The sequence below is a fragment of the Ensifer sp. Root558 genome (assembly GCF_001427045.1).
GTDB classification, from domain to species: domain Bacteria; phylum Pseudomonadota; class Alphaproteobacteria; order Rhizobiales; family Rhizobiaceae; genus Ensifer; species Ensifer adhaerens.
Genome location: NZ_LMGC01000001.1, coordinates 153,140 through 177,152, shown reverse-complemented (window position 1 = coordinate 177,152; position 24,013 = coordinate 153,140). Strand labels below are relative to the sequence as shown.

General features: G+C 63.4%; 20 protein-coding genes and 1 other RNA gene. 8 read left to right on the top strand and 13 right to left on the bottom strand.

Annotated elements, in window-relative coordinates; all coding sequences use genetic code 11:
- Position 1 precedes the first annotated feature (1 nt).
- From ASD63_RS00860 to ASD63_RS00810, 10 genes are all read right to left on the bottom strand, one after another.
- Positions 2-1,465: a UDP-N-acetylmuramoyl-L-alanyl-D-glutamate--2,6-diaminopimelate ligase gene (locus tag ASD63_RS00860; protein WP_060528867.1), complete on the bottom strand. Its 1,464-nt coding sequence runs from the start codon at positions 1,463-1,465 to the stop codon at positions 2-4.
- A 66-nt stretch (positions 1,466-1,531) separates the two neighbouring features.
- Complete coding sequence (locus ASD63_RS00855; protein ID WP_034792437.1) at positions 1,532-3,280, bottom strand: penicillin-binding protein 2; 1,749 nt, start codon at positions 3,278-3,280, stop codon at positions 1,532-1,534.
- Positions 3,280-3,663 (bottom strand): hypothetical protein, encoded by a 384-nt coding sequence (locus tag ASD63_RS00850; RefSeq protein ID WP_034792423.1) that lies wholly within the window; start codon positions 3,661-3,663, stop codon positions 3,280-3,282. Before ASD63_RS00850 ends, ASD63_RS00855 begins: the two co-directional genes overlap by 1 nt.
- 6 nt (positions 3,664-3,669) lie before the next feature.
- Positions 3,670-4,695, bottom strand: coding sequence for a 16S rRNA (cytosine(1402)-N(4))-methyltransferase RsmH (gene rsmH / locus ASD63_RS00845; RefSeq protein ID WP_034792418.1), 1,026 nt, complete (start codon positions 4,693-4,695; stop codon positions 3,670-3,672).
- A 14-nt stretch (positions 4,696-4,709) separates the two neighbouring features.
- Positions 4,710-5,150, bottom strand: a complete 441-nt coding sequence (mraZ, locus tag ASD63_RS00840) for a division/cell wall cluster transcriptional repressor MraZ (protein WP_034792415.1) — start codon at positions 5,148-5,150, stop codon at positions 4,710-4,712.
- Positions 5,151-5,706: 556 nt separating this feature from the next.
- Positions 5,707-6,106, bottom strand: an RNA gene (rnpB, locus tag ASD63_RS00830) — RNase P RNA component class A.
- A gap of 106 nt (positions 6,107-6,212) precedes the next feature.
- Positions 6,213-7,403, bottom strand: a complete 1,191-nt coding sequence (locus tag ASD63_RS00825) for an FAD-binding oxidoreductase (protein WP_034793594.1) — start codon at positions 7,401-7,403, stop codon at positions 6,213-6,215.
- Between the two features lie 290 nt (positions 7,404-7,693).
- The gene (locus ASD63_RS00820; protein ID WP_034792405.1) at positions 7,694-8,221 is read right to left on the bottom strand and encodes a lytic transglycosylase domain-containing protein; all 528 of its coding nucleotides are present in this window, start codon (positions 8,219-8,221) and stop codon (positions 7,694-7,696) included.
- Between the two features lie 223 nt (positions 8,222-8,444).
- Entirely contained in the window at positions 8,445-9,209 is a 765-nt protein-coding gene (locus ASD63_RS00815) for an N-acetylmuramoyl-L-alanine amidase (protein ID WP_060528753.1), read from the bottom strand.
- Positions 9,206-9,913, bottom strand: a complete 708-nt coding sequence (locus tag ASD63_RS00810; RefSeq protein WP_034792391.1) for a DnaJ family molecular chaperone — start codon at positions 9,911-9,913, stop codon at positions 9,206-9,208. Before ASD63_RS00810 ends, ASD63_RS00815 begins: the two co-directional genes overlap by 4 nt.
- Before the next feature lie 430 nt (positions 9,914-10,343).
- Here ASD63_RS00810 and ASD63_RS00805 point away from each other — a divergent pair, with 430 nt between their 5' ends.
- From ASD63_RS00805 to ASD63_RS00795, 3 genes are all read left to right on the top strand, one after another.
- A complete protein-coding gene (locus tag ASD63_RS00805) occupies positions 10,344-11,561 on the top strand; it encodes a pyrophosphate--fructose-6-phosphate 1-phosphotransferase (RefSeq protein WP_034792390.1) in 1,218 nt (405 codons plus the stop codon).
- A 128-nt stretch (positions 11,562-11,689) separates the two neighbouring features.
- Entirely contained in the window at positions 11,690-12,325 is a 636-nt protein-coding gene (locus ASD63_RS00800; protein WP_034792388.1) for a LysE family translocator, read from the top strand.
- A gap of 116 nt (positions 12,326-12,441) precedes the next feature.
- Positions 12,442-13,476, top strand: coding sequence for a lytic transglycosylase domain-containing protein (locus tag ASD63_RS00795; RefSeq protein WP_034792386.1), 1,035 nt, complete (start codon positions 12,442-12,444; stop codon positions 13,474-13,476).
- Positions 13,477-13,543: 67 nt separating this feature from the next.
- Here ASD63_RS00795 and ASD63_RS00790 read toward each other — a convergent pair whose 3' ends face one another.
- Positions 13,544-14,896, bottom strand: coding sequence for a serine hydrolase (locus ASD63_RS00790; protein ID WP_034792383.1), 1,353 nt, complete (start codon positions 14,894-14,896; stop codon positions 13,544-13,546).
- A 129-nt stretch (positions 14,897-15,025) separates the two neighbouring features.
- The gene (locus ASD63_RS00785) at positions 15,026-16,585 is read right to left on the bottom strand and encodes an EAL domain-containing protein (protein ID WP_082572746.1); all 1,560 of its coding nucleotides are present in this window, start codon (positions 16,583-16,585) and stop codon (positions 15,026-15,028) included.
- A 178-nt stretch (positions 16,586-16,763) separates the two neighbouring features.
- Between ASD63_RS00785 and ASD63_RS00780 the strand changes: the two genes are divergently transcribed.
- The 5 genes from ASD63_RS00780 (at position 16,764) to ASD63_RS00760 (ending at position 22,321) form a co-directional block, all read left to right on the top strand.
- Positions 16,764-18,014 (top strand): DUF3419 family protein, encoded by a 1,251-nt coding sequence (locus ASD63_RS00780; RefSeq protein ID WP_034792379.1) that lies wholly within the window; start codon positions 16,764-16,766, stop codon positions 18,012-18,014.
- 36 nt (positions 18,015-18,050) lie between these two features.
- Complete coding sequence (locus ASD63_RS00775; protein WP_051659249.1) at positions 18,051-18,686, top strand: class I SAM-dependent methyltransferase; 636 nt, start codon at positions 18,051-18,053, stop codon at positions 18,684-18,686.
- Positions 18,687-18,925: 239 nt separating this feature from the next.
- On the top strand, positions 18,926-19,717 hold the full coding sequence (locus ASD63_RS00770) for a GH25 family lysozyme (RefSeq protein WP_034792376.1): 792 nt from the start codon (positions 18,926-18,928) through the stop codon (positions 19,715-19,717).
- A gap of 141 nt (positions 19,718-19,858) precedes the next feature.
- A complete protein-coding gene (locus ASD63_RS00765; protein WP_034793581.1) occupies positions 19,859-21,088 on the top strand; it encodes a lytic murein transglycosylase in 1,230 nt (409 codons plus the stop codon).
- 294 nt (positions 21,089-21,382) lie between these two features.
- Positions 21,383-22,321: a DMT family transporter gene (locus tag ASD63_RS00760; RefSeq protein ID WP_060528751.1), complete on the top strand. Its 939-nt coding sequence runs from the start codon at positions 21,383-21,385 to the stop codon at positions 22,319-22,321.
- 743 nt (positions 22,322-23,064) lie between these two features.
- Here the strand turns inward: ASD63_RS00760 and metF are convergent.
- Positions 23,065-24,012 (bottom strand): methylenetetrahydrofolate reductase [NAD(P)H], encoded by a 948-nt coding sequence (gene metF / locus ASD63_RS00755; RefSeq protein ID WP_034792372.1) that lies wholly within the window; start codon positions 24,010-24,012, stop codon positions 23,065-23,067.
- Position 24,013 lies beyond the last annotated feature (1 nt).

The following is a 24,013-nucleotide window of genomic DNA, read 5'->3' as shown; positions in this document are numbered from 1 at the left end:
ATCACAAGCCTCCCAATGCCTTGCGGACCTCCGCGTGATCCGAGAAGGGCAACGTGACGGAGCCGATCGTCTGCCCCTCCTCGTGCCCCTTGCCGGCGACGATCAGCGTGTCGCCGGTCTTCAGCATGCCGACCGCCGTGCGGATCGCCGTGGCGCGGTCGCCGATTTCGATGGCGCCCCTGGCCGCCGCCATGATTTCGGCGCGGATCACATCGGGCACTTCCGAGCGCGGATTGTCGTCGGTCACGATCGTCACGTCGGCAAGCCGGGTGGCGATCTCGCCCATGATCGGGCGCTTACCCTTGTCGCGGTCGCCGCCGCAGCCGAACACCACGACGACGCGGCCGGTCGTGAACGGCCGCACCGAGGCGAGCACGTTTTCCAGCGCATCCGGCTTGTGGGCGTAATCGACATAGGCGAGCGCGCCGTCCCTGGTCTGGCCGACCAGTTCAAGACGACCGGAGGCCCCCTGCAGCTTTTCAAGCGCGGAGAAGGCAGCCTTGGCGCTGATGCCGGTGGACATGGCAAGGCCGGCCGCCACGAGCGCATTGGCCACCTGGAAGTCGCCGGCAAGCGGAATGTGGATTTCGAAGATGTCGTCGCCGACATGCACTTCGGCCGACTGCTTGTGGCGGAAGTGCTCGACCCGCTTCAGAGAAATGTAATCGCCCTTGCGGCCGACCGTTCGCACGTCGAGCTTGGCCTTGCGGGCAGCAGCGATCGCCTGGTCCGACCACTGGTCGTCGGCAAAAATCACCGCGGGCGCGCCCTTCGGCAACAGCGCCTCGAACAGCCGCATCTTGGAGGCCATGTAGTGCTCCACCGTCGGGTGGTAGTCCATGTGATCGCGGCCGAGATTGGTGAAGGCGGCAGCCGACAGGCGCACGCCGTCGAGCCGGCTCTGGTCGAGGCCGTGGCTGGAGGCCTCCATCGCCGCATGGGTGACGCCGGCATCGGCAAGTTCGGCGAGCAGCTTGTGCAGCGACACCGGATCGGGCGTCGTCAGCGAGCCGTAATCGTTACGCCCGGGTGCGACGACGCCGGTCGTGCCGATCATCGCGGCTGCAAGACCGGAATGCGCCCAGACCTGGCGGGTGAAGGAGGCGACCGAGGTCTTGCCAGCGGTGCCGGTGACGGCGACCATGGTTTCCGGCTGGCGGCCATAGAAGGCAGCGGCAGCGCGGGCGAGAAAGGCGCGAGGTTCGGAAAGCTTCAGGACCGGCGCTGCCGAAGTGTCGACGTCTGAGCCAGCTTCGGTGACGACGGCGACCGCGCCGCGCTTCAGGGCATCGGCGACATAGGCGCTGCCATTGGCCTTGCTGCCGGAAACGGCGACGAAGAGATCCCCTGGCTGAACCTGCCGGCTATCGGCCGTCAGTCCGGCAACGTCGATATCGGCGGCAGCGCCGCTCAGTTGCGCCGAAAGTTCCGGGAAGCTCGATCCCGCCAGGTCTTTGATCTTCATGAACGCACGTCTCGCATCGATTTCGATCCGCAAGAATCGCGAATCGTCCGCTTTCTCATTTCATGTCTAATAAGACACAAGCAAGGCAGAACCGTCTTCTCCAAATTTTGGTTCGACACCGAGCAGCGGCGCAGAGCGGCTGATGATGTCGCGAACCATGGGAGCCGCGTTCGAGCCTGCGGTGCGCCCGCCACCCTCGCCGGTCTTCGGCGCGTCGATGAAGGTCAGCACGATGTATTTCGGGTTGTCGATCGGGAAGGCCGCGAGGAAGGCGTTGAAGTTCTGGTCGCTGGCATAGCGGCCGTTGACCACCTTGTCGGCCGTGCCGGTCTTGCCGCCGACGTTGAAGCCCGGCACCAGTGCGCGCTTGCCGGAGCCCGCAATGCCGTTCCAGCGAAGCAGGAAGCGCATGTCGTCGCTGGTGCTCTTCTTGACCACCGATGTGGAGACGGCGTCGGCCTGCTCCTCGGTGCGCGGCAGGAAGGTCGGTTCGATCAGCTTGCCGCCGTTGACGAGTGCAGCACCCGCGACCGCCGTCTGCAGCGGCGTCGTCGAGACGCCGTGACCGAAGGAGATGGTGACCGAGTTGATCTTCTTCCATTCGCGCGGCTGCGTCGGGGATTTCACTTCCGGCAGTTCGGTCGGCAGCTTCGAAAGCAGGCCGAGGCGCGTCAGGAATTCCTTGTGGCCGGGAATGCCGACGAGATCGGCAATCTTCGCGGTGCCGATGTTCGACGAATACTGGAAGATTTCCGGGACAGTCAGCACGCGGCGCTTGCCGTGGAAGTCCTTGATGGTGAAGCCGCCGATACGGATCGGCGCCGAGGCGTCAAAGCTGTCGTTGAGCGTCACCTTGCCGGAATCGAGGCCCATGGCGATGGTGAAGGTCTTGAAGGTGGAGCCCATTTCGAACGTGCCGTTCGACATGCGGTTCATCCAGCCCTCTTCCGCCCCTTCGGCCGGTTTGTTCGGGTCGTAGTCGGGAACGGACGCCATTGCCAGCACTTCGCCGGTATGCACGTCGAGCACGACGGCGCCGGCGGCGAGCGCCTGGTAGTTCTTCATGCCGGCGTCGATGACGTCGCGCACGATGTTCTGCACGCGCACGTCGATAGAAAGCTTCACCGGCTCGAGCTTGGCGTCGCTGGTCATGCCGATCGCGGCAAGGTCGGCCAGCCCCTGGCTGTCGATGTAGCGCTCCATGCCGGCAACGCCGCGGTTGTCGATGTTGACGTGGCCGAGGATATGCGCGGCGGTGTGGCCGCCGGGATAGAAGCGGCGCTTTTCCGGGCGGAAGCCGACGCCGGGAATGCCGAGCGCCAGGATCTCCGACTGCTGCTTCGGGGTCAGCTGCCGGCGCAGCCACTGGAAGCGCGATTTCGACTTCAGCTTGTTGTAGATTTCGCGGGCGTTGATGTCGGGCAGCACCGTCGACAGCCGCTCGACCGCTTCGTCGGCATCGACGATCTTGTGCGGCTCGGCATAGAGCGAGACGGTGCGGATGTCGGTCGCGAGGATCTCGCCGTTGCGGTCGAGAATGTCGGGGCGCGACGCCATCAGGTTGTCGGCCCGGCCGATGCTGGAAACGGTTTCGGGTGCCGCCATGCCGTATTGCACCAGGCGGCCGCCGATGACGGCATAGACGATGCCGAAGCTGGCGATCACGATGGCGACGCGGTTCTTCGCCTGGTTCGTGGTCTTCTTGCGCGTCCCCTGAAAGGTGACGTTGACGCCGCTTTCAGCCGGTCGGTTGTTGCCGCCCGCCGAGAAGTGCGCCTTGCTTTTCAACACCATGATGCGGGAGAGAAACGACATCAGCGCGCCACCGAGCCAGTTGCGATCTTATCGGTCTTTTCGATGATGGCAGCGATGCCATCCTTGGCCGACTTGTCCTCGGGCACGGGCAGATCGGCCTTCAGCATCGGCAGTTCCTGCGGCTGGGCGAGCTGTGTCGAGGGGGTCGGCACGAGTTGCAGGTCGGCTCCGAAGGCACCGACGAGGCGCTCCAGGCGGTTCGGTTGGGTCAGAAGCGCCCAGTCGGCCCGCAGCAGATCGATCGTGTCTTCCTCGAGCTTGATCGCCACGTCGAGCTTGCGGACTTCCTCAAGCTTGTTTTCGGCGCGGTGCTTGATCGTATAGGTCACCGTGGCCGCGGCCGTCATGACGACGATCAGAACGATATCGAACGTTCGAAGCATGTCTTGTCAGCCCCCCAGCCGTGCAAGGCTTGCCAGTTCCGGCAGATTGAAAATGGACAGATCGTTTCCCGGCGACGCGGCTTGCGTGCGGATACCGGCGCGAAGCTTGGCAGAGCGGGCGCGCGGATTGAGGGACGCTTCTTCCTCGCTGGCTGCCACCATAGGCTTGCCAACTGGCGTGAAGGTTGCGGCACGCGCGGACACCATCGGCAGGTGACGCGAGCCGCTGGCCTTGCCGGAGCGGTCCTGGAAGAAGGCCTTGACGATGCGGTCTTCGAGCGAATGGAAGGTGACGACGACAAGACGGCCGCCGGGCTTCAGCGCTCGCTCGGCCGCAAACAGCGCCTCTGCCAGTTCGCCGAGCTCGTCGTTGACGAAGATGCGCAGCGCCTGGAAGACGCGGGTGGCGGGATGGATCTTGTCCTTGGCCTTGCGCGGCGTCACCACCTCGATCAGGCCGGCAAGATCGCGGGTCGTTTCGAAGGGCTGCTCGGCCCGGCGCTTCTCGATCGCACGCGCGATGCGGCCGGCCTGCTTCTCTTCACCGAGAAAGCCGAAGATGCGGATGAGATCAGAGACCTTGGCGCGATTGACGACATCGGCCGCCGAAACGCCCGAAGCCGACATGCGCATGTCGAGCGGCCCCTTCTTCTGGAAGGAGAAGCCGCGCTCGGCCTCATCGATCTGCATGGAGGAAACGCCGATATCGAGCACGACGCCATCGAGCCCGCCTTCGGGCGCATGGGCAGCAAGATCGGAGAACTGTGCATGAACGAGCTTCAGCCGGCCGGCCCACTCGGCGACCTGCGCCTGCCCTGCGGCAATCGCCGTCGGGTCGCGATCGAGCGCGATCACGTCGGCACCGGCCTTGAGGATTGCGGAGCTGTAGCCACCGGCACCGAAAGTGCCATCAAGGATGACCTTGCCGGGCGCGGGCTCGAGAGCCGCAAGCACCTCGGGCAAGAGAACGGGAATGTGACGAACCGGTCCGCCTTCGGCTTCAGAAACACCTCCGCCTTGATCCGTCACCATTCCCTCTCTCCATTCTATTCTGGACGCAACCCCCGTGACTTGCGCCCTTCCCGGGCCGCCGCCTGCGCCTTTTGAAAGGCCTGCGGCTCCCAGAGCTGAAAATAATCGCCCCGCCCGACGAACATCACGTCGGTCGAGATGCCGGTGAAGTCGCGGATAAAATCCGTCATCATCAACCGGCCTTCCGGATCGAGCTTCACAAAGACGCCACCCCCGTGAACCAGCAGCGACATCTCGTTGGCTTCCGGAGAAAATGGATCCTCGGCCGCCATCTGCTTCTCGAACCGATCCAGGAGCTCCGGCCCGCCGACGCTGATCGCCGGAAAGACGAAATCCTGAAAACAGTATAGCTCCCGAACGCCCCCATCCGACAGCACGGAGCGAAACGCCGAGGGAACAGAGACCCGCCCCTTCGCATCGATCCGATTGGTGGCATGTGACAAGAAGCGGTTCATAACGCGAAACGGCCGCCCAAGACTGACGGGCCACGATCATCGACCCGCGAGAACACGTCACTCCGCACGCAAGACCGCCCCGCCGAACAGTGGAATGTCCGACCACCCTCCGAAGCCGGAAGGCATTGGAATCTTGCGATATTGGGCCGCGAAGCAGCCCCTGCGCAGTGCCATTATGGGATATCATGGGACCATATGGGCGTCAATGGGAATGGATCACAAACAGCCGTCGGGCTGATCAAATATTGATAGGTTGTTAAGTTTAACGAAGGGTTACGAAGAGACCCCCACTGTGCGGGAATGCGACGGTCGAACGGCTTCAAATCGTTGAAAAATCAGAATGTGAGAAAAAGCGCAGAAACACCGTTGCGCAGAGGCGCTTGCGCGTCATCGCAAGAGAAGAATGCACGGCGGCAACGACACAACCGCCTAAACCTGCACCGCTGCCGGCCGCAAAAATGGCATGCGGATCAGCCCGATTTGCAAGGCGCGATCCGCGCGCGCTGAACCGTTCGGCCCGCATTGAGAGAGAGAGAGAGAGAGAGAGAGAGAGAAAATCGCCAGTTGGCCTGTAAGCCGGGTTCTGTATGGCCCCGTCACCCGAAGGCAACGGAACGTGGCAGCCATTCATCTGGGACTACGTTTGCACGCAGCCTCTTGCAACCCACCCGGATGACTGGCCCGGAAACAGGCTGGGCGCTTGCGCGTCCGCGTCATCCCTATTCGGTCTTGCTCCCGGTGGGGTTTGCCGTGCCGTCCATGTCGCCATGTCCGCGGTGGGCTCTTACCCCACCCTTTCACCCTTACTCCGCAAGCGGAGCGGTTTGCTTTCTGTGGCACTTTCCCTGAGGTCACCCTCGCCGGACGTTATCCGGCACCGTGCTTCCGTGGAGCCCGGACTTTCCTCCCCCCGCGGCCTTTCGGCACTTGCGGAGAGCGGCTGCCCGGCCAACTGGCAGGCGCTCCTTAACGCAAGCCCCCGCCCGGCGCCAGAAAAAACGGCAGTGTTTTTCACGCTGCCAACAGGGCAGATCGGTCGAGACCGGGTGGATGCCGCCGCACCTAGCGAAAGGCGACCGCGAAGTCGGCGTCATATTCGGGCTCATCGATCCGGCCATTTTGCACAAGGACAGCGCCGAGCCTGCCGATCTCGTCGGAGCTTTTTGCCGCCTGGCCGTTGCCGCCGGTGACGACGGCGATGCGGTCGCCCTCGGCAAAGCCGATATAGGGCAGCCCGTCGCGGGTAAACGAGGTGACACAGGGTGAAAAGCGGGTGGAGACCGGCCGGAAATCAGGCATCACCTCGGCCAGCAGCCGACGCAGATGCTCGGCCGCTGCCGCACCGCCCGGTCCGCGGAACCAGTGCCGTATCGCCGGCTCGTCACCCAGGATCCTGTCGATCGGATCGCCGCCGATCTTGATGTAGGTCCTGCCGTCGGCATAGCCGACCGGCGGCAGCAGGTAGTAGCTCTTCTCCTGCTCGGGTGCTGCACCGATCAGCGAGGGCATGCCCTCGAAGTCAGGCAGCTCGCTCGCCGCCACCTCCGCGAACAGCACCGTGCGAGCTTTGACCGTCAAGTCGATCGGCCGCGGCAGCAGTTTGTCGGACAGGGAAAATCCGCCGGCCGCAACGATGACCCGGCCCGCTTCCAGGCGCACGCCCGAGACCGTCGTGACGACAACGCGATCGTCCGCTTCGGAGACGGCGCCGACCTCGTCGCGCACGATCCGTGCGCCGGCCTTCTCGGCACAGATGACCTGCGCCGCAACGAGCGCGCGTGGATTGATGTAGCCGGCGCCAAGGCGTTCATAAACGCCGGCCGTGCCCTCGGGAAAACGGAACCAGGGAAAGCGCCGCGACAGCGCCTCGCTGTCATAGAGCGGCGCTTCGACGCCGAGCGCATCCCGCGCCTTTTCCACCTGCTCGATATAGTCGTAGCTCGAGCCCGGCGCTGGCCCCGCCATCAGGCAGCCGACCTCGTGATAAAACCGGATGCCGCTTTCGCGTTCGATCTCGTCGTAGCGCTCGATCGAGCGACGGGCGAGACGCGCCCAGACGGGGTCGTCGTCGATCGTGCGGGTGATGCGGGCATTGTCGTAGTGGCTGGAAAAGACGCCGGAATGACTGGCCCAGTCGGTCGGCTCGTCAGGACCGACGAGCGCGACGCCAGCACCCGAGAGCGCCAGGTGCCGGGCAGCCGCAGCGCCCATCATGCCCTTGCCGACGACAATGAAATCAAAGCTTTCCGACATGCTCATCCCCGCTCCGCTGACACGGAAGGAGGTAGCATATCGGTGCTCTTAGGGCACCACCACTCAAGGATTTAATTGGTGCGCCGGAACGCGAGACCTGTCCGGCTGGAGCATCCGCCATTGCCGCGTGGCCGGCGGACGATGCTCTCTCGTCGCGTGGGCAAATGGATCACCCACGCCTGTCAGGGACTAGAGCATTCCGCCCTCAAGCGGAAACACCGAGGCGGCCAGATGCTCTAGAATTGGGATGCCAAAGCGCCCCTCGTGCGTTCGCTGGAACGCACGGCGTTCTAGTCGATGATGTCCTGGACCTTGCCGCAATAGCGTTTGGAAACCGGGTTCATGCGCTTGGCGCCATGGCCGGCATTGTACTTGAGGATCGTGCCGCAGGTGGTGCCGCCCGAAAGCTCATGCGCCATGGCGAGATACTTCATGCCGAACTTGATGTTGGTTTCCGGGTCGTAGAGACCCTTGGAGGAGCCCGAATAGCCCATCATGCGCGCCGTGGCGGGCTTGATCTGCATCAGGCCGATCTCGCCGGCGCTGCCGCGTGCCTTCGGATTGAAGTTGCTTTCGACCTTGACGACCGCATGCGCCAGATCGACGGGAACGCCGTACTGCTTCGCATAGCTCTTGATCAGGGCCGTATACTGAACGTTCTGCGGAAGGTCCGGTTTCGGGAAGCCTGTGGTCCGGGTGACGGTCGGGATGGAAGAGGTCTTGATGGTCTTGTCGACATTCCCCGCATACGACGTACCCATCCCGGCGAAGAACATGCCAAGGCATGCCGCCACCGCAGCAACAGACGATATTCTCATGTAGTTTGAATTCTCCGGTCTGGGGATTGGACCGAAGCGCACCCCGCTTCGAGCCTCACGTCCCGATCGTTTCATTCACAGGACGTGAGCGTTGCGCCCCGAAGTTCCTGCAGTTTCAATGAGCGGGAAATGAACGGCGCATCATGGTAAACATGTGGCAAAGCTAAAAAAACATGCCACGAACATCCGGAAAACAGGCTTCGGGACGAAAAATTCTTCCGCGTCAGGCGATAAATTGCGGCAGCCCGGAAAGCAGGCGATGGAGCGTATCGAGGGTTGAGATGTCGGCGATGCCGTCTACCCTCTGTTGCCGGAAATGCCTTTGGAACGCGGCGACGGTGCCCTCGGTTTTTTCGCAGAAATCACCAGTCACTTCAATGCCGTAGCCATAGAGCGACAGCATCGACTGGATGGCCTCTACCGGCTGACCGCGGTCGCCGCGCTGAAAGAAGCGCCCGCCGCCGATCGGAGCCGGCTCAACCCAGTGCCCGACCCCTTCACGGTGAAGAACATGCCAAGGAAATTTTTCTCCCGGATCAACCTTGCGAATGGGGGCGATATCGCTGTGCGCCAGCACCCTTTCCGGGGCGATCGACCACCGCTGGCCACAGTCCCGACACAATTCGACGACCGCATCGATCTGCTTCTTCGGGAAATCCGGCAACCCGCCGGGGTGGCCCGGGTTGGCGATCTCAATACCGATCGAACAGGAGTTGATGTCGGTCTCGCCCTTCCAGTAGCTCTTGCCCGCGTGCCAGGCACGCAGCGTCTCAGGCACGAGCTGGTCGACGCGTCCGTCCTCATGAACGAAATAATGGCTGGAAACCTGGCTCTCTTCGCGACAAAGCCATTCGAGCGCCGAAGCGCCCGTTGCCATGCCGGTGTAGTGCAGCACGATCATATCCGGTGCCCGCCTGTCGGCGCGGTCGCCAAAATTGGGCGACGGCATGAAGCGAGCCCCCGGATAGTCGCAGTATTTCGAAGTCATGCGGCTCGGCGTTCTTTCTCGATCGCCTCATAGGCGGCGTTCAGCGCCGCCATGCGATCATTGGCGATCGCGTGGAATTCTTGCGGTACGCCGCGCGCCACCAGCATATCCGGGTGGTTTTCGGAAACCAGCACACGGTAGCGCTTGCGGATGTCGGCGAAATCATCCTTACGCGAAACGCCGAGCACCTGATAGGGGTCGCGACCGTCTCCGTGCACATGGCGGGCCATGATGAGCTCGAAATGCGCCTCGTCCATGCCGAAGATCTCGGCGACCCGCACCAGGAACGCCAGTTCGCGCTCATGAACTGCACCGTCGGACTTGGCGATGTGGAACAGGCCGTCGACGATATCCTCGAGGATCGGGCAGTTTTCTTCGCAGGACGAACACAGCGACGCCATCTTCTCCGCATAGGCCTCGTAGCCGGCGACGTCCTGGCGCGCCAGATTATAGAGACGCGCGACGTTCTGCGCCTGGTCGGGCGGGAACTGGAAGATGTCGCGGAAGGCGGCGACCTCGGCCTCGCTGACGATGCCGTCGGCCTTGGCCATCTTGGCCGAAAGCGCGATCATCGCGACGGAGAAGGCAACCTTGCGCCGTGTCTCCGGGTCGCCCTCAAACAGGGTACGCACGGCCTCGACCACACCGGCAAGCGCATTGCCGGTGGCGGTAACGATTTTGAGGAGGCTGTCCCAGAATGACATGCGAGAATCCCTGTCTCTCCAGCGTATAGCATGGACTTGTGTGGTGGCAAATTGCAAGCGGTGGGATGGTCCGAACCACGAGGATGACGAATTTGTGATGGCACCTCACTATTGTCAATCCATCGATTGGAACTTGCGACAGCTGGTAGACGGAAAGCTGTTCCCTTGGGAACAACCTAGCGATCCGAAGCGGCGAATTTATGCCGAAAAACACACCAAATGCACCGGCCGCGAAGGCCGCGCCGCCCGATTGCGCTCCTCCGGCTGCGACAATCGGCGCGACACCGAGCCCGCCCCGCGTTTCCGACGGCGCCCAGCAGCCGTTCTCGCGCAGCCTCGACACAACATCCACAGGCCCGTCATTTAAATTCCATCTGATTTGCGCTATGGAGGCCGCACCCATCGCATGCCAAAGTCCCGAGGAGGAAACATGGCCAAGAAAAAAGTCGCAATGCTGACGGCCGGCGGGCTCGCGCCCTGTCTGTCATCGGCCGTTGGAGGACTGATCGAGCGCTATACGGACGTAGCACCCGAATATGAGCTGGTCGCGTATCGCTCGGGCTACCAGGGCGTACTCCTTGGAGACCAGATCGAAATTACGCGCGACATGCGCGAAAAGGCCCATATCCTGCATCGCCATGGCGGCTCGCCGATCGGCAACAGCCGCGTCAAGCTCACCAACGCCGCCGACTGCGTCAAGCGCGGCCTGGTCAAGGAAGGCGAAAACCCGCTGCGTGTCGCAGCCGAGCGCCTTGCCAAGGACGGCATTTCGATCCTGCACACCATCGGCGGCGACGACACCAACACGACCGCTGCCGACCTTGCCGCCTATCTCGGCGCCAACGGCTACGACCTGACCGTGGTCGGCCTGCCGAAGACCGTCGACAACGACGTCGTTCCGATCCGCCAGACGCTCGGCGCCTGGACGGCTGCCGAATACGGCGCCCGCTTCTTCGACAATGTCAGCAACGAACAGAGTGCCGCCCCGCGCACGCTCGTCGTCCATGAAGTCATGGGCCGCCATAGCGGCTGGCTGACGGCAACCACCGCCCGCTCCTATATCCAGATGACCGACGACAAGGAATTCGTCGACGGCTTCATGATGAACCGCCAGATGAAGAACATCGACGGCCTCTATCTGCCGGAGATGAAGTTCGACCTGCAGGGCGAAGCCGATCGCCTGCGCAAGGTTATGGACCGCACCGGCTTCGTGACGCTGTTCGTCAGTGAAGGCGCCTGCCTCGACGCCATCGTCGCCGAGCGGGAAGCAGCCGGCGAGACCATCAAGCGTGATGCCTTCGGCCACGTGAAGATCGACACGATCAATGTCGGCAACTGGTTCTCCAAGCAGTTTGCAGCCCTTCTCGGCGCCGAACGCTCGATGGTGCAGAAATCTGGCTACTACGCCCGCTCGGCCCCGGCCAACGGCGACGACCTGCGCCTGATCCAGGGCATGGTCGACCTTGCCGTCGAAAGCGCCCTCAACAAGGTCTCGGGCGTCACCGGTCACGACGAAGACCAGGGCGGCAAGCTGCGCACCATCGAATTCCCGCGCATCAAGGGCGGCAAGCAGTTCGATACCTCCACCAAGTGGTTCGGCGAGGTGATGGATGTCATCGGCCAGAAGTGGAAGGCCCAGAAGCACTGACCGACACTTGCCGGCGGGTGGATATGCCACCCGCCGACAACGCTTGATTAGACGTTGACGGCTCCGCGTTTCCGTGGCTGGCTCGGCGAATTGATTGCCGAACACCACCTTCAGCGCGGAGCTTTTTCATGTCGTTCGAACACTGGTTTGCCTTTGCCGCGGCCTCGGCCGTGCTGCTCGCCATCCCCGGCCCCACCATTCTCCTCGTCATTTCCTACGCGCTCGGCCATGGCCGCAAGACGGCGGGCGCGACGGTCGCCGGTGTGGCGCTCGGCGATTTCACCGCCATGACCGCCTCCATGCTCGGCCTCGGCGCCCTGCTTGCCACCTCTGCCGCCATCTTCACCGTCTTGAAATGGGTGGGCGCTGCCTATCTTATCTGGCTCGGCATCAAGCTCTGGCGCGCGCCGGTGGCCGCCGGCGGCGACGCCGACCTCGAAACCACGTCGACGGAACGCCCGCTTCGCATCTTCTTTCATACCTATGCGGTGACTGCGCTGAACCCGAAGAGCATCGTCTTCTTCGTCGCCTTCCTGCCGCAGTTCCTCGATCTCAGCCAGCCGCTCTTTACCCAGATGGCGATTTTCGAGCTGACGTTCCTCACGCTCGCGATCCTCAATGCCAGCCTCTATGCAGCCCTTGCGACCGCCGCCCGCAGCACGATTTCCAAGCCGAATGTGCGGCGGATCGTCAACCGCGCCGGCGGCTCCATGCTGATCGGCGCCGGGCTTTTGACGGCCACGATGAAGCGGGCCACGGCCTGAAATTCGACCCCACGCTTGCCGCCGCCAGCCTCATAGGTTAATGGAGATTCACGCTTGGCGGCTGGCAACCGCTGGTTTGCAGGGGCTACGGGGCCCAGAAGCACGAAAGTGACAGAATGGCGAATTACCGTATTTCCCTTTCCAAACAGACGTTTGGCGTGGCAGCTTTGTTGTCGGCGACCATCGTCTCGGGATGCTCAACGGTAGAGCACACGTCGCTGGCAGACCTCACGGCCGTGCAGACGGTTACGCCCCTCGCAAAGCCCGGCACCGAAATGACCGCCTATGCACTGCCGACGCCCGACGGCGCCGCCACCGCAACGAGCGCGGCCTTGACAGCTCAGACCGCTGGCGTCGCCGCCACCTATCCGGTCGCGACCGATCTGGCACAGGGTGCGGAAGCAGCACCCGCACTGGTCGCGGTCCCCGCGGCCAAGCCGGGCGACACCATGGCGCTTGCCATGGTTGCCCCGACGACGCAGACCGGCGCCAGCGCGGCGATTGCCGCAGCGGAAGCCCCCTCGCCCGCCGACTCCACTCAGGTGGCATCCGCCGCCCTCTCGCCGGCGGCAACCAAGACCGCTCGCGTCCAGGATCTGCCGGTCTCGACGCTCGCAGTTGCAGCAGCAATGGAATCGGACTTCGACACCGGCGAACCGGTCGGCCTCGAAACTCTGGTCGCCAACCGCATGATCGTTCCGACCGAGCGCCCGAAGACCGGCGTCATCGGCTCGACGGTGGCCGCAGTCGCCAACGTCATCCCGGATTCGATGAAGTTCACCAAGACGCCGACGAGCTCGCGTCCCGAACTCGACAAGATGATCAAGTACTATGCCGATCTCAACGGCATTCCGGTGGAACTGGTGCACCGCGTCGTCAAGCGCGAGAGCAACTACAATCCGCGCGCCTACAGCAAGGGCAATTACGGCCTGATGCAGATCCGCTACAACACCGCCAAGGGTCTCGGCTATGACGGTCCGGCGGAAGGTCTGTTCGACGCCGAAACCAACCTCAAATACGCGACCAAGTATCTGCACGGCGCCTGGATGGTGGCCGACAACCAGCATGACAGCGCAGTAAAGCTCTATGCCAGCGGCTATTACTATCACGCCAAGCGCAAGGGCCTGCTCGAAGAGCTCGGCATGAAGTAAGCCGGCCACCCGGCTGGCCCGAAGCGAAGCTGCTTCTCGACGGCTCTGGAATATCCTTACGAGGCGCTCAATCGAGCGCCTCTATTATTTTGGCGTTGAGTGTCTGCACGTCATAGCCGAGCCGCGAAGGCGTAAGCCCCAGCCGCACGACCGCCAGCTTCAGCGAAGGCACCAGCATGATCGCCTGGCCGTCATGCCCGAGCATCCAGAAGGCATCTGCCGGGAAACTGCCCGTTCCCGCCCGCGCGCCGTTTTCCTCCAGCCATACCTGGCCCTGGCCGTATTTGCCGCCCGATGCCTTGGTCGGCGTGCGCATGAAGGCGACATAGTCCTTCGGCAGCATCGCCCTCCCCTTCCAGACACCGTCCTGCAGCAGGAGCTGCGCGAACCGCGCCCAGTCCTGCGTCGTCGCATACATGTAGGAGGAACCGACGAAGGTGCCGCTCTCGTCCGTCTCCAGGACGGCGCTCGTCATGCCGAGCGGCGCAAACAAAGCGTCATAGGGAAAGGCAAGCGCTGCCGTCGGATCGTCGAAGGTGCGCATCCAGATCCGCGACAGCAGCGTGCTGGTGCCGCTGGAATAGCTGAAGTTCGTGCCGGGCTTTGCACCCAACGTCCGCGTCGCGGCAAAACCCGCCATGTCCCTTTCCAGATAGAGCATGCGCGTCACGTCGGTGACGGCGCCATAATTCTCGTTAAAGGCAAGCCCGCTCTGCATCCCCATCAGGTCCGCAAGCGTGATGCCCGCCCGCTCGTCCCCGGCCCATTCCGGCAGCAAGTCGCCCTGCGACACGTCCATGCGCCCTTCTGCAATCCTGAGGCCAATCAGCGCCGCCGTCACCGATTTGGTCATCGACCAGCCGAGCAACGGCGTCGAACGGTCGAAACCCTGGCCATAGGTTTCCGCCACCAGTTGGCCGTCGTGGATCACGGCGATCGCCCGCATGCCCGGCCCGGCGAGGTCAGCGTCCTCGACGAGCTTCTGCAAGGTCGGCTCGATCACGGCCCCCTCGCCTTCGGGCCAGGCCACACCCGGCACGGGCGCCGCTGCGGCGGTTTTCGTTTCGATTGGTGCCAGAGCCGCGGCATCGCCGTCCGGCAGGCTGGCGCAGCCGGCACCCGGACGATAGGCCGCGTAACCGGGTGCGGCAAAACCGAGGATGCGTGCCGTCACCAGCTGTTTCTCTTTGTCGACACCGACGCGCACCAGCTTGAGCAACGGGTGGCCGGGGGCCTGCACGTCGTCGGCGAGCACAGCCTGGGCATCGCGTCCGGCGATGAAGACGTTGGAACAGACGATTTTTGCCGCATAGCCGTCGCCGACCTTCAGCAGTTGCGGCGGCGCCAGCGCAAGCCAACCGAACAGACCGACGACGATCAGCGCCAGCACGGCACCCGAAATCTTCAACAAACGTCCCATGCGATCCTCCGGCCTGATGCGCAAAGAGAACCAGCATTTTGCTGCAAGGGAAAGCCCCGGCCGCCTCAACTTTTCATATTGGAAAAACGCACAAGCAGTCGAAAAAAGTGCAGCGCTTCGAGCTCTCGCTCACGCACTCGCAGAGAGGCGCGCCTCTCCCGCTTCGCCGTCGCCGACGAGCACCGACACGTCGGCCATAACAGGCGAAACCCAGGGACCGCGGATCTCGGCAGCGCCACAGGCCCGCGCGCAATCCGCCTCGCTCTCCTTCTCGACACCGCTGACGGCGATCGAAAGCCGCAGCACCTGTCCGGTCTTGATCAGGCAGGCGAGCAACGCCACGCTGCGTTCGCTGCCATGTGCGGCCCGCACGGCGGCGAGATCGACGGTCACCTGGTCGGGCTGCACCTCCGAGATCTGGTTCAGGGGCAGCGACGAGGCGGAGCCGCCGCCAAGCGCGACGCGAACGCCGAGCGCGCGCAGCCCCCGCAAGTTTTCGGTGACGATGACGAGATCGTCCGTCGAGACGCCCTCGGCGACCTCGATCGTCAGGCGTTCCGGCGAAAGGCCAGCATCCGAAAGGCACCGCTCCACGTGCGTGACGAAATCGCGGTCGCGCAGTTGCGAGACGAAGGGCGCAATCGTCAGCCCTTTCGGGAAAGACCAGCCGGCCGCCTGCCTGCAGGCGGACTGAAGCGCCCAGGCGGCAAGCGCCAGCGTAGTCGCGCTCTGCTCCGGCGGCTCGAACGTTTCCGCGCCGATGACGCCGAGATGCGGATGCCGCCAGCGCAGCAGCGCCTGGAACCCACCGATGGAGCCGCTTTCGATGCCGAGGATCGGCAGGAATGCGAGAAAGAACTCCTCTGCCTCGAAACCGCGCGTAAGATCGCGCTCGGCTTCCGCCCGCTGCCGCACGGCATGGCTCAGGGTTTCCGAGTGGAAGGCATGACTGTTGCCGCTGATCGCCTTGGCTTCGTAAAGCGCCAGGTCCGCCCTTTTCAACACGTCGGATGTCGATTTGTCCGACCGCTCGATGAAGGCGATGCCGATGCTGCAGCCTGAAGCGATGCGCGTTTCCCCGAGATCGAACGGCGCTTCGAACAGCTTTTCCACCCGCGTTGCGAGCATTTCCGCATCGGCCTGAGACGGCGCGCACGCGGCCGCAAGCACGAACTCGTCACCGCCGAGGCGGTAGACCGTCGCCTCGCCGGCAAAGGCACGCCTGAGCCGGGCGCCGAACAGAGCCAGCAACCGGTCGCCGGCGTCATGTCCCAGCGTGTCGTTGATCACCTTGAAGCGATCGAGATCGAGAAGAAGCAAGGCGTTGCGCGCAAACGCGGCACCTTCTGCGCTGAGTGCCTGGCTGATATCGGCCTCGAGCGCAGCGCGGTTTGCAAGCCCAGTCAGCTTGTCGCGATGGACTTCGTTGCGCAGGCGACGCTCGGCGCGCCGCGCGGCACGCAGCTCCAGCTCAAGCCGGCGCGAGTAGCGCCAGCGATAGAAGGAGCCGCCGAGGATGAAAGGCATGGCGCCGGCCGCCATAACGGCAGGGACGTCCCAATGCGGCGCCATCTGGTCGGGAAGAGCGGTTCCGCTGGCAAGCCACGCCACAGAAACCAGAGCCCCCAATGCCGCGCCGGCAGCCGCAAATCGCTGCTCGGGCTTCGGCAGAAACGTACCTAACATCATGTCGACGCCCCCCGTATGTAAGGCGGTGCTAGCACGTCAGGGTTTAATGAATTCTTATGGGTGAAAAATTGTAGATTTGCGTTCCGGAGACCGCCCCAGCCCTGTGAGAAAGCCCGTCATCAAAGTGTAGCCGAGTCACTTTAGAAGCGCCTAAGTTTCAACTGGATGACCGTCTGAGATGAATGAAATCGCTTCCGACGTTGGCTTTGGCAGAAAAAATCCGAAGCTGAAAAACGCCCTGCTCCAGCACAAGACCCTCTCCCTCGCAGGCTTCTCGGAACGTCTGTTCGGCCTGCTCTTTTCGGGCCTCGTCTATCCGCAGATCTGGGAAGATCCGATCGTCGACATGGAGGCGATGCAACTGACCCCGGAAAGCCGGATCGTCACCATCGGCTCCGGCGGCTGCAACATGCTGACCTATCTGTCGGCCGGCCCACGGAAAATAGACGTCGTCGACCTCAACCCGCACCATATCGCGCTCAACCGCCTGAAGCTCGCAGCCTTCCGCCATCTGCCGAGCCACAAGGATGTCACGCGCTTCCTGGCGATCCAGGGCACGACGACCAACGTCCAGGCTTTCGATCTATTCCTCGCGCCGAAGCTTGATACAGCGACGCGCAGCTACTGGACCCGCCGCGACATGACCGGTCGCCGGCGTATCGGCGTCTTTGGCCGCAATATCTACCGCACCGGTCTGCTCGGCCGCTTCATTGCAGCCAGCCACCTGCTTGCCCGCCTGCACGGCGTCAATCCGGAGGACTTCGTCCAGGCGCGCTCCATGCGCGAACAGCGGCAGTTCTTCGACGAGCGCCTGGCGCCTCTCTTCGATCGTCCCGTCATCCGCTGGATCACCGGGCGCAAGAGCTCCCTCTTCGGCCTCGGCATTCCGCCGCAGCAGTTCGACGAGCTCGCAAGCCTGAGTGCCGAAAAGTCGCTCGCCGCCGTTCTGCGCCATCGCCTGGAAAAGCTCACCTGTCACTTCCCGCTGCGCGAAAACTACTTCGCCTGGCAGGCCTTCGGCCGCCGCTACCCGCTGCCGCATGAAGGCGACCTGCCGCCCTATCTCGACGCCGGCGCCTATGAGGCGATCCGCAACAATGCCGAGCGCGTCGAGGTACATCACGCAAGCTTCACCGAGCTTCTCGCCGGCAAATCCGCCGGCTCGGTCGACCGCTATATCCTGCTCGACGCGCAGGACTGGATGACCGACCAGCAGCTGAACGACCTCTGGACCGAGATCACCCGCACGGCGGATGAGGGCGCAGTCGTGATCTTCCGCACGGCGGCGGAAGACAGCATCCTGCCCGGCCGTGTCTCCCCGGCCCTGCTCGACCAGTGGCACTACGATGCCGAAACCTCGCTACGGCTCGGCGCCGAAGACCGCTCCGCCATCTATGGCGGCTTCCACATCTACCGCAGGAAGGGCTGAGACGTGCAACAGGCCGGGATCTCCCACGCGCGGCGCATGGACCACATGTACCGCTATCAGCGGCACTTCTACGATCTCACGCGGAAGTACTACCTCTTCGGCCGCGACACGCTGATCCGCGACATGAACCCGGCCTCCGGTGCCTCGGTGCTTGAGGTCGGCTGCGGCACCGGCCGCAATCTGGCGCTGATCGGCCGCTGTTTCCCGTCGGCCCGCCTGTTCGGGCTCGACATATCCCAGGAAATGTTGACCTCGGCCGGCGCGAAGCTCAACCGTGGCGGCAACAGGCGCGCCACGCTGCATGTCGCCGACGCAACGGACTTCGATCCGGCGATCTTCGGCGAAAGGGGTTTCGATCACATCGTCATCTCCTACTCGCTGTCGATGATCCCCGACTGGCAGAAGGCGATCGACGCGGCGATCACAGCGCTTAATCCGGGCGGCTCGCTGCACATTGCCGATTTCGGCCAGCAGGAACGCCTGCCGACGAGCTTCCGCCGGGCGCTGCACGGCTGGCTCAACCGCTTTCACGTGACGCCGCGCGAGCGGCTGTTCGACGTGTTACGCGAGAAAGCCCGCGAAAATGGCGCCGATCTCGAGCGGCGCACGATCGGCCGCGGCTATGCCTGGCTCGCCGTCTATCACCGCCCTTCCGTGGCGATCGCCGACTGAACGGCAGGCGGTTTACACAAAGGTTTTGCATCCCGCCTGAGGGCAGCCATTCCGGCAAGCGCCGAAACCGCCTGGTTTTCGGCGCTTTTGCGCTTTTCTGCCGTCCGCAATTCCCGCTTGAGCTAACTCAATTTTTACGATGATATGGTGAAAATGGGGTTCACGCCTCACTGGGGAAATCACCGACAGGAAGCCATCGTGTGAGGCAGGATCATCGATCGTCTCTAGACAGGAAAATCATGCGCCGGCTTCTCCTGGCTCTCTTGCCGCTTGCCACCCTTCTTTCCGGCTGCTCGTCGACCGACTATGACCTGATGCAGACGGCATCGATCCCGCCGCGCTTCCACGATACGGACCCGCAGAACTTCGGCGACCGGACCCCGCAGCACCACAATATCCACGGCATCGACGTTTCGAAATGGAATGGCGATATCGACTGGATGAAGGTGAAGAACTCGGGCGTCTCCTTCGCCTTCATCAAGGCGACGGAAGGCAAGGACCGGGTCGATACCCGCTTTCCCGAATACTGGCAGAAGGCACGGGCCGCCGGCATCCCTTATGCGCCCTATCACTTCTACTATTTCTGCTCGACCGCCGACGACCAGGCCGATTGGTTCATCGCCAACGTGCCGAAGAGCGCCGTCTACCTGCCGCCGGTTCTCGACGTCGAGTGGAACGGCGAATCGAAGACCTGCCGCCATCGCCCGACGCCGGACGAAGTGCGCGTCGAGATGAAGCGCTTCATGGACCGGCTCGAAGCCCATTACGGCAAGCGCCCGATCATCTACACCTCGGTCGACTTCCACCGCGACAATCTCGTCGACCAGTTCAAGGAACATCACTTCTGGGTGCGCTCGGTCGCCAAGCATCCGGGTGAGGTCTACGTCGAGCGCCGCTGGGCGTTCTGGCAATATACCAGCACCGGGGTCATCCCCGGCATCGACGGCGCCACCGATATCAATGTCTTCGCCGGCTCGGCGAAAAACTGGAAGAACTGGGTCGCCGCGGTCTCGCAGCCGAAGCAGAACTGACATTCCTGCCGACAGGTGCGGCAGGAAGACCCATTTTCTTCTTTCGGTCATAATGCTCTGAGAGAGCAACGACAGATTTCGCAGCGATTTGATTGCCCGTGGTGGTGCAAGGCGCCCCACGGCAAAGAAAGGAATTTCATGATGACCCGCACAGCCCGGCGCGCGCTTGCCTCCGTCGCTCTTCTGGCGCTGACCGCCTCGGCCGCCGCCGCCCAGACCGCAGCCTCGACAGGCGCGAAGACGGCATCCCCGGCCGTTGCCTGCGGTGGCGATCTCGCAACCTTCCTTCAGGGCGTGAAGGCCGAAGCGGTCGCCAAGGGCGTTCCGGCCGATGTCGCTGACCGGGCGCTCGCCGGTGCCGCCATCAATGAAAAGGTGCTCAGCCGCGACCGCACCCAGGGCGTCTTCAAGCAGACCTTCACCGAATTCTCCAAGCGCACCGTCAGCAAGTCGCGCCTCGATATCGGCCAGCAGAAAATGAAGGAATATGCTGACGTCTTTGCTCGCGCTGAGAAAGAATTCGGCGTGCCGGCCCCGGTCATCACCGCCTTCTGGGCGATGGAGACCGACTTCGGCGCCGTCCAGGGCGACTTCAACACCCGCGACGCGCTGGTGACGCTGTCCCACGACTGCCGCCGTCCAGAGATGTTCCGCCCGCAGCTGATCGCGGCGATCGAGATGGTCCAGCATGGCGACCTCGACCCGGCGACGACGACAGGCGCCTGGGCCGGCGAGATCGGCCAGGTGCAGATGCTGCCAGAAGACATCATCGCCTATGGCGTCGATGGCGACGGCGACGGCCACGTGAACCTGAAGAAGAGCTCGCCCGACGCGATCCTGACCGCCGCCAAGTTCATCCAGAGCCTCGGCTACAAGGCTGGCCAGCCGGTAATCCAGGAAGTCAGCGTTCCCGAGCAACTCCCCTGGGAAAAGACCGGCCTGCAGCCGGGCATGAAGGCCAGCGACTGGTTCGCGCTCGGCGTCAAGCCGCGCAACGGCGACACCGCCTTCGGCAACCTCGAAGCCTCGCTGGTGCTGCCGCAGGGCCGCAAGGGCGTGGCCTTCCTCACCTACCCCAACTTCAACGTCTATCTCGAATGGAACCAGTCGTTCATCTACACAACATCTGCCGCCTATTTCGCGACCCGTCTCGGCGGCGCGCCGACCTATGAAGGCGGCAATCCGGAACCGGGCCTCGACGACACCGGCATGAAGGCACTGCAGAGCAAGCTGCAGACGCTCGGCCACGATGTCGGCAAGATCGACGGCATCCTCGGCTCCGGCACCCGTGCGGCACTCCAGAAGGAGCAGCTCCGCCTCGGCCGTCCGGCCGACGGCTGGGCGACGCTCGAACTCCTGAACGCGCTTTAAGCCCGAACCGCAGTTTCAAAACCATGACCCCGGAGATCGGATCGATCTCCGGGGTTTTTTCATGCCACAACGACCGACCGGATCCCGGTTGATGAGAGCCCACCGGCTCGCCCCCACGCATGCGGCCCTCATCATCGCCGCAAGAACCGGGTGGTTCCGCCGGGCGTGCCGGGTTATGTATCATGTGTCGGAGCACAACCGATCCGGGAGCGGTAACCAGGCGCTTGCGCCATGGCGTCCACCCGGCGGAGGGAGACTGACGCCACCACGCAATCAGCACGGATAGGCATCACCATGAATGCGCGAAGCACCGTCGATGGCAATCAGATGAGCGCCGGGACCTGGGCGCTGCTTGCCCTGCTCGGCCTGATCTGGGGCGGATCGTTCTTCTTCGCCCGCGTTGCCGTCGCCCATGTGCCGCCCTTCACGCTGGTGTTCCTGCGTTTGGGCCTGGCAGCCCTGGCGCTGCATATCTACATCCGCGGCCGCTTCGGCATGTACGAGGCGCTTGCCGGCCGCTGGCGCGAATTCGCGCTGATGGGGCTGATCAACAACGCCATTCCGCACGCCTTCATCTTCCTTGGACAAACCCATATCGGCGCCGGACTGGCGGCGATCCTCAACGCCACGACGCCGGTCTGGACGGTGATCATCGCCAACATGGCGACCGAGGACGAGAAGCTGAGTTCCGCCAAGATCGCCGGCTGTCTGCTCGGGCTCGCCGGCACCGTCGTCCTGATCGGGCCGAGCGCCGTTGCCGGTCTCTTCGGCACCACAAGCAGCGTGCCGCTCTGGGCGCTGCTGCTGCCGGTGCTTGCCGCCATCAGCTATGGTTTTGCGGCGACCTACGGCAAACGCTTCCGCGATCTCGCGCCTCCCGTGACGGCCGCAGGCCAGCTGACCGCCTCGACGCTGATCGCGCTGCCGGTGGCCGCCTTTACGGACACGCCCTGGCTGCTGCCGATGCCGCCCGTCGAGGTGATCCTGTCGATCCTCGGCCTGGCGCTGGTTTCGACGGCCTATGCCTACATCTTTTTTTTCCGCATCATGCGCGCGGCCGGCGCCACCAATGCCTCACTGGTCACCCTGCTGGTGCCGCCAAGCGCGATCCTGCTCGGCTACCTCTTTCTCGGCGAGACGCTGCAGGCGGCCGATTTTGCCGGCATGGTGCTGATCGCCCTTGGCCTCGCCGTGCTCGACGGTCGAATCCTGCGTTTCAGGCGGGTCGCCTGACATCTGATCGTGGTCGGTTACAGGAAAAGCCCACACACCTTGAGTGCTTCGCACCGCGTGAAAAAGACATGGTTTGCGGGGGAATCGACGGCCGATTTTCGTCCCGCTCCGGGCCACTCACGCACGGTAACAAACGTTTATATTAACCTTGGTGAAGCGATTGTGAAAAAAATGTGGCAGCCTGGAAAATTAAATAAAATCAGAACTATAGGCCTGTGAATAAGGCAGCGCCGGCTCACGCATTTCGCACTGCAGCACAAGTTTCCCTTTAACGTGTCGTGATTTCGCCCTATGTTTTAACGCGTTAACGCAGGGAGGGTCTTCCATGGGCCTTACACATTCGCTGAATGTCATCATGATCAGTGCAGCGTTCGTATTCGTGGCCACGATGCTCTTCATCTGAGGAGCGGCCGCTGAGAGTCCAAACCGAATAGGGACTTAAATTTCCGGGAAACCATTTTGCAGCACCAAGCCAGTTAGACCGCCAAGAGAGCATAAGGTCTAGACGCTGCGACAAACGAGAAAGCGCCTGAAGATCGATCTTCGGGCGCTTTCCTTTTTGGTGGATGCTGTAGCGATCGGGACGCTTGCTGCGACCGCAGCCGAAGAGACCCCAAAAGGCATGGAGCCATACCAAAGCGCGGCGGCGACCTCTGTCTGCCAGGACACGCGGCGCGTTCGCAGCCATTCGGAAGTTCAACATGGCGAAGCGCACCTTGCCCGTCGCAAGGTGCGAGCGAAGGTCAGGCGGCCGCGCCGGCCGCCACCATCCGCGGTGCATCGATCGCGCCCACCGCTTCCACAGAGGCCCGCTCGAAACCGACGAGATCCAGCACGGCTGTCACCAGCGGCGTGCGGTTCATCGAATAGATATGGAAATCGCGTACGCCGCGCCGGGCGAGATCGACGATCTGCTCGGCGGCGATGTGGGTCGCCTCCTTGAAGCGCTCGACCGGCTGGTCCTCGAGATGCACGAGCCGCGTGACGATCGCCTCCGGCACGGTGGCGCCACAGAGGCCAGCGAATTTCTGCACCTGCGCCAGATTGTTGATCGGCAGAATGCCCGGCACGATCGGGATGTTGACGCCAGCGCGCCGCACTCGTTCGAGGTAGCGCTCGAAATCATTGTTGTCGAAGAAGAATTGGGTCAGGGCCCGGGTTGCGCCCGCATCGACCTTGCGCTTCAGCATGTCGATGTCAGCGGCGACGTCAGGGCTTTCCGGGTGCTTCTCCGGATAGGAGGAGACGGAAATCTCGATGTCGTCCCCGCGCGCACGGATCGCCCGCACGAGGTCGGTGCTGCTGGCGTAACCCTCGGGATGCGGCTGGTAAGTGCTGCCGATGCCGCCCTGGGGATCGCCGCGCAGCGCCACGAAGTGGCGGACGCCGAAGCTGAGATACTCGTCGATCACGGCATCGACCTCCGCCTTCGGCGCGCCGACGCAGGTCAGGTGCGCAGCGGTATTGGCAAAGCCGCTTTCCGCGATCAAGCGCCTGACCGTCGTCAGCGAACGCGCCTTGGTCGAGCCGCCGGCGCCGTAGGTGACGGTGATGAAGGCCGGACCGAAGGCCGAAAGGTCGTCTGCCGTCTGGAAGAGCTGCGCTTCCATCTCGTCGGTCTTGGGCGGGAAATATTCGAAGGAGAGCCGGAGATTGCCGCGTTCGGCCGGGTAAAGCGTCTGTGCCGTCATT

Coding starts and splice junctions, on each gene's coding strand:
- ASD63_RS00860 (WP_060528867.1), bottom strand. CDS start 1,465: ATGAAGATCAAAGACCTGGCGGGATCGAGCTTCCCGGAACTTTCGGCG.
- ASD63_RS00855 (WP_034792437.1), bottom strand. CDS start 3,280: ATGTCGTTTCTCTCCCGCATCATGGTGTTGAAAAGCAAGGCGCACTTC.
- ASD63_RS00850 (WP_034792423.1), bottom strand. CDS start 3,663: ATGCTTCGAACGTTCGATATCGTTCTGATCGTCGTCATGACGGCCGCG.
- rsmH (WP_034792418.1), bottom strand. CDS start 4,695: ATGGTGACGGATCAAGGCGGAGGTGTTTCTGAAGCCGAAGGCGGACCG.
- mraZ (WP_034792415.1), bottom strand. CDS start 5,150: ATGAACCGCTTCTTGTCACATGCCACCAATCGGATCGATGCGAAGGGG.
- ASD63_RS00825 (WP_034793594.1), bottom strand. CDS start 7,403: ATGTCGGAAAGCTTTGATTTCATTGTCGTCGGCAAGGGCATGATGGGC.
- ASD63_RS00820 (WP_034792405.1), bottom strand. CDS start 8,221: ATGAGAATATCGTCTGTTGCTGCGGTGGCGGCATGCCTTGGCATGTTC.
- ASD63_RS00815 (WP_060528753.1), bottom strand. CDS start 9,209: ATGACTTCGAAATACTGCGACTATCCGGGGGCTCGCTTCATGCCGTCG.
- ASD63_RS00810 (WP_034792391.1), bottom strand. CDS start 9,913: ATGTCATTCTGGGACAGCCTCCTCAAAATCGTTACCGCCACCGGCAAT.
- ASD63_RS00805 (WP_034792390.1), top strand. CDS start 10,344: ATGGCCAAGAAAAAAGTCGCAATGCTGACGGCCGGCGGGCTCGCGCCC.
- ASD63_RS00800 (WP_034792388.1), top strand. CDS start 11,690: ATGTCGTTCGAACACTGGTTTGCCTTTGCCGCGGCCTCGGCCGTGCTG.
- ASD63_RS00795 (WP_034792386.1), top strand. CDS start 12,442: ATGGCGAATTACCGTATTTCCCTTTCCAAACAGACGTTTGGCGTGGCA.
- ASD63_RS00790 (WP_034792383.1), bottom strand. CDS start 14,896: ATGGGACGTTTGTTGAAGATTTCGGGTGCCGTGCTGGCGCTGATCGTC.
- ASD63_RS00785 (WP_082572746.1), bottom strand. CDS start 16,585: ATGATGTTAGGTACGTTTCTGCCGAAGCCCGAGCAGCGATTTGCGGCT.
- ASD63_RS00780 (WP_034792379.1), top strand. CDS start 16,764: ATGAATGAAATCGCTTCCGACGTTGGCTTTGGCAGAAAAAATCCGAAG.
- ASD63_RS00775 (WP_051659249.1), top strand. CDS start 18,051: ATGGACCACATGTACCGCTATCAGCGGCACTTCTACGATCTCACGCGG.
- ASD63_RS00770 (WP_034792376.1), top strand. CDS start 18,926: ATGCGCCGGCTTCTCCTGGCTCTCTTGCCGCTTGCCACCCTTCTTTCC.
- ASD63_RS00765 (WP_034793581.1), top strand. CDS start 19,859: ATGACCCGCACAGCCCGGCGCGCGCTTGCCTCCGTCGCTCTTCTGGCG.
- ASD63_RS00760 (WP_060528751.1), top strand. CDS start 21,383: ATGAATGCGCGAAGCACCGTCGATGGCAATCAGATGAGCGCCGGGACC.
- metF (WP_034792372.1), bottom strand. CDS start 24,012: ATGACGGCACAGACGCTTTACCCGGCCGAACGCGGCAATCTCCGGCTC.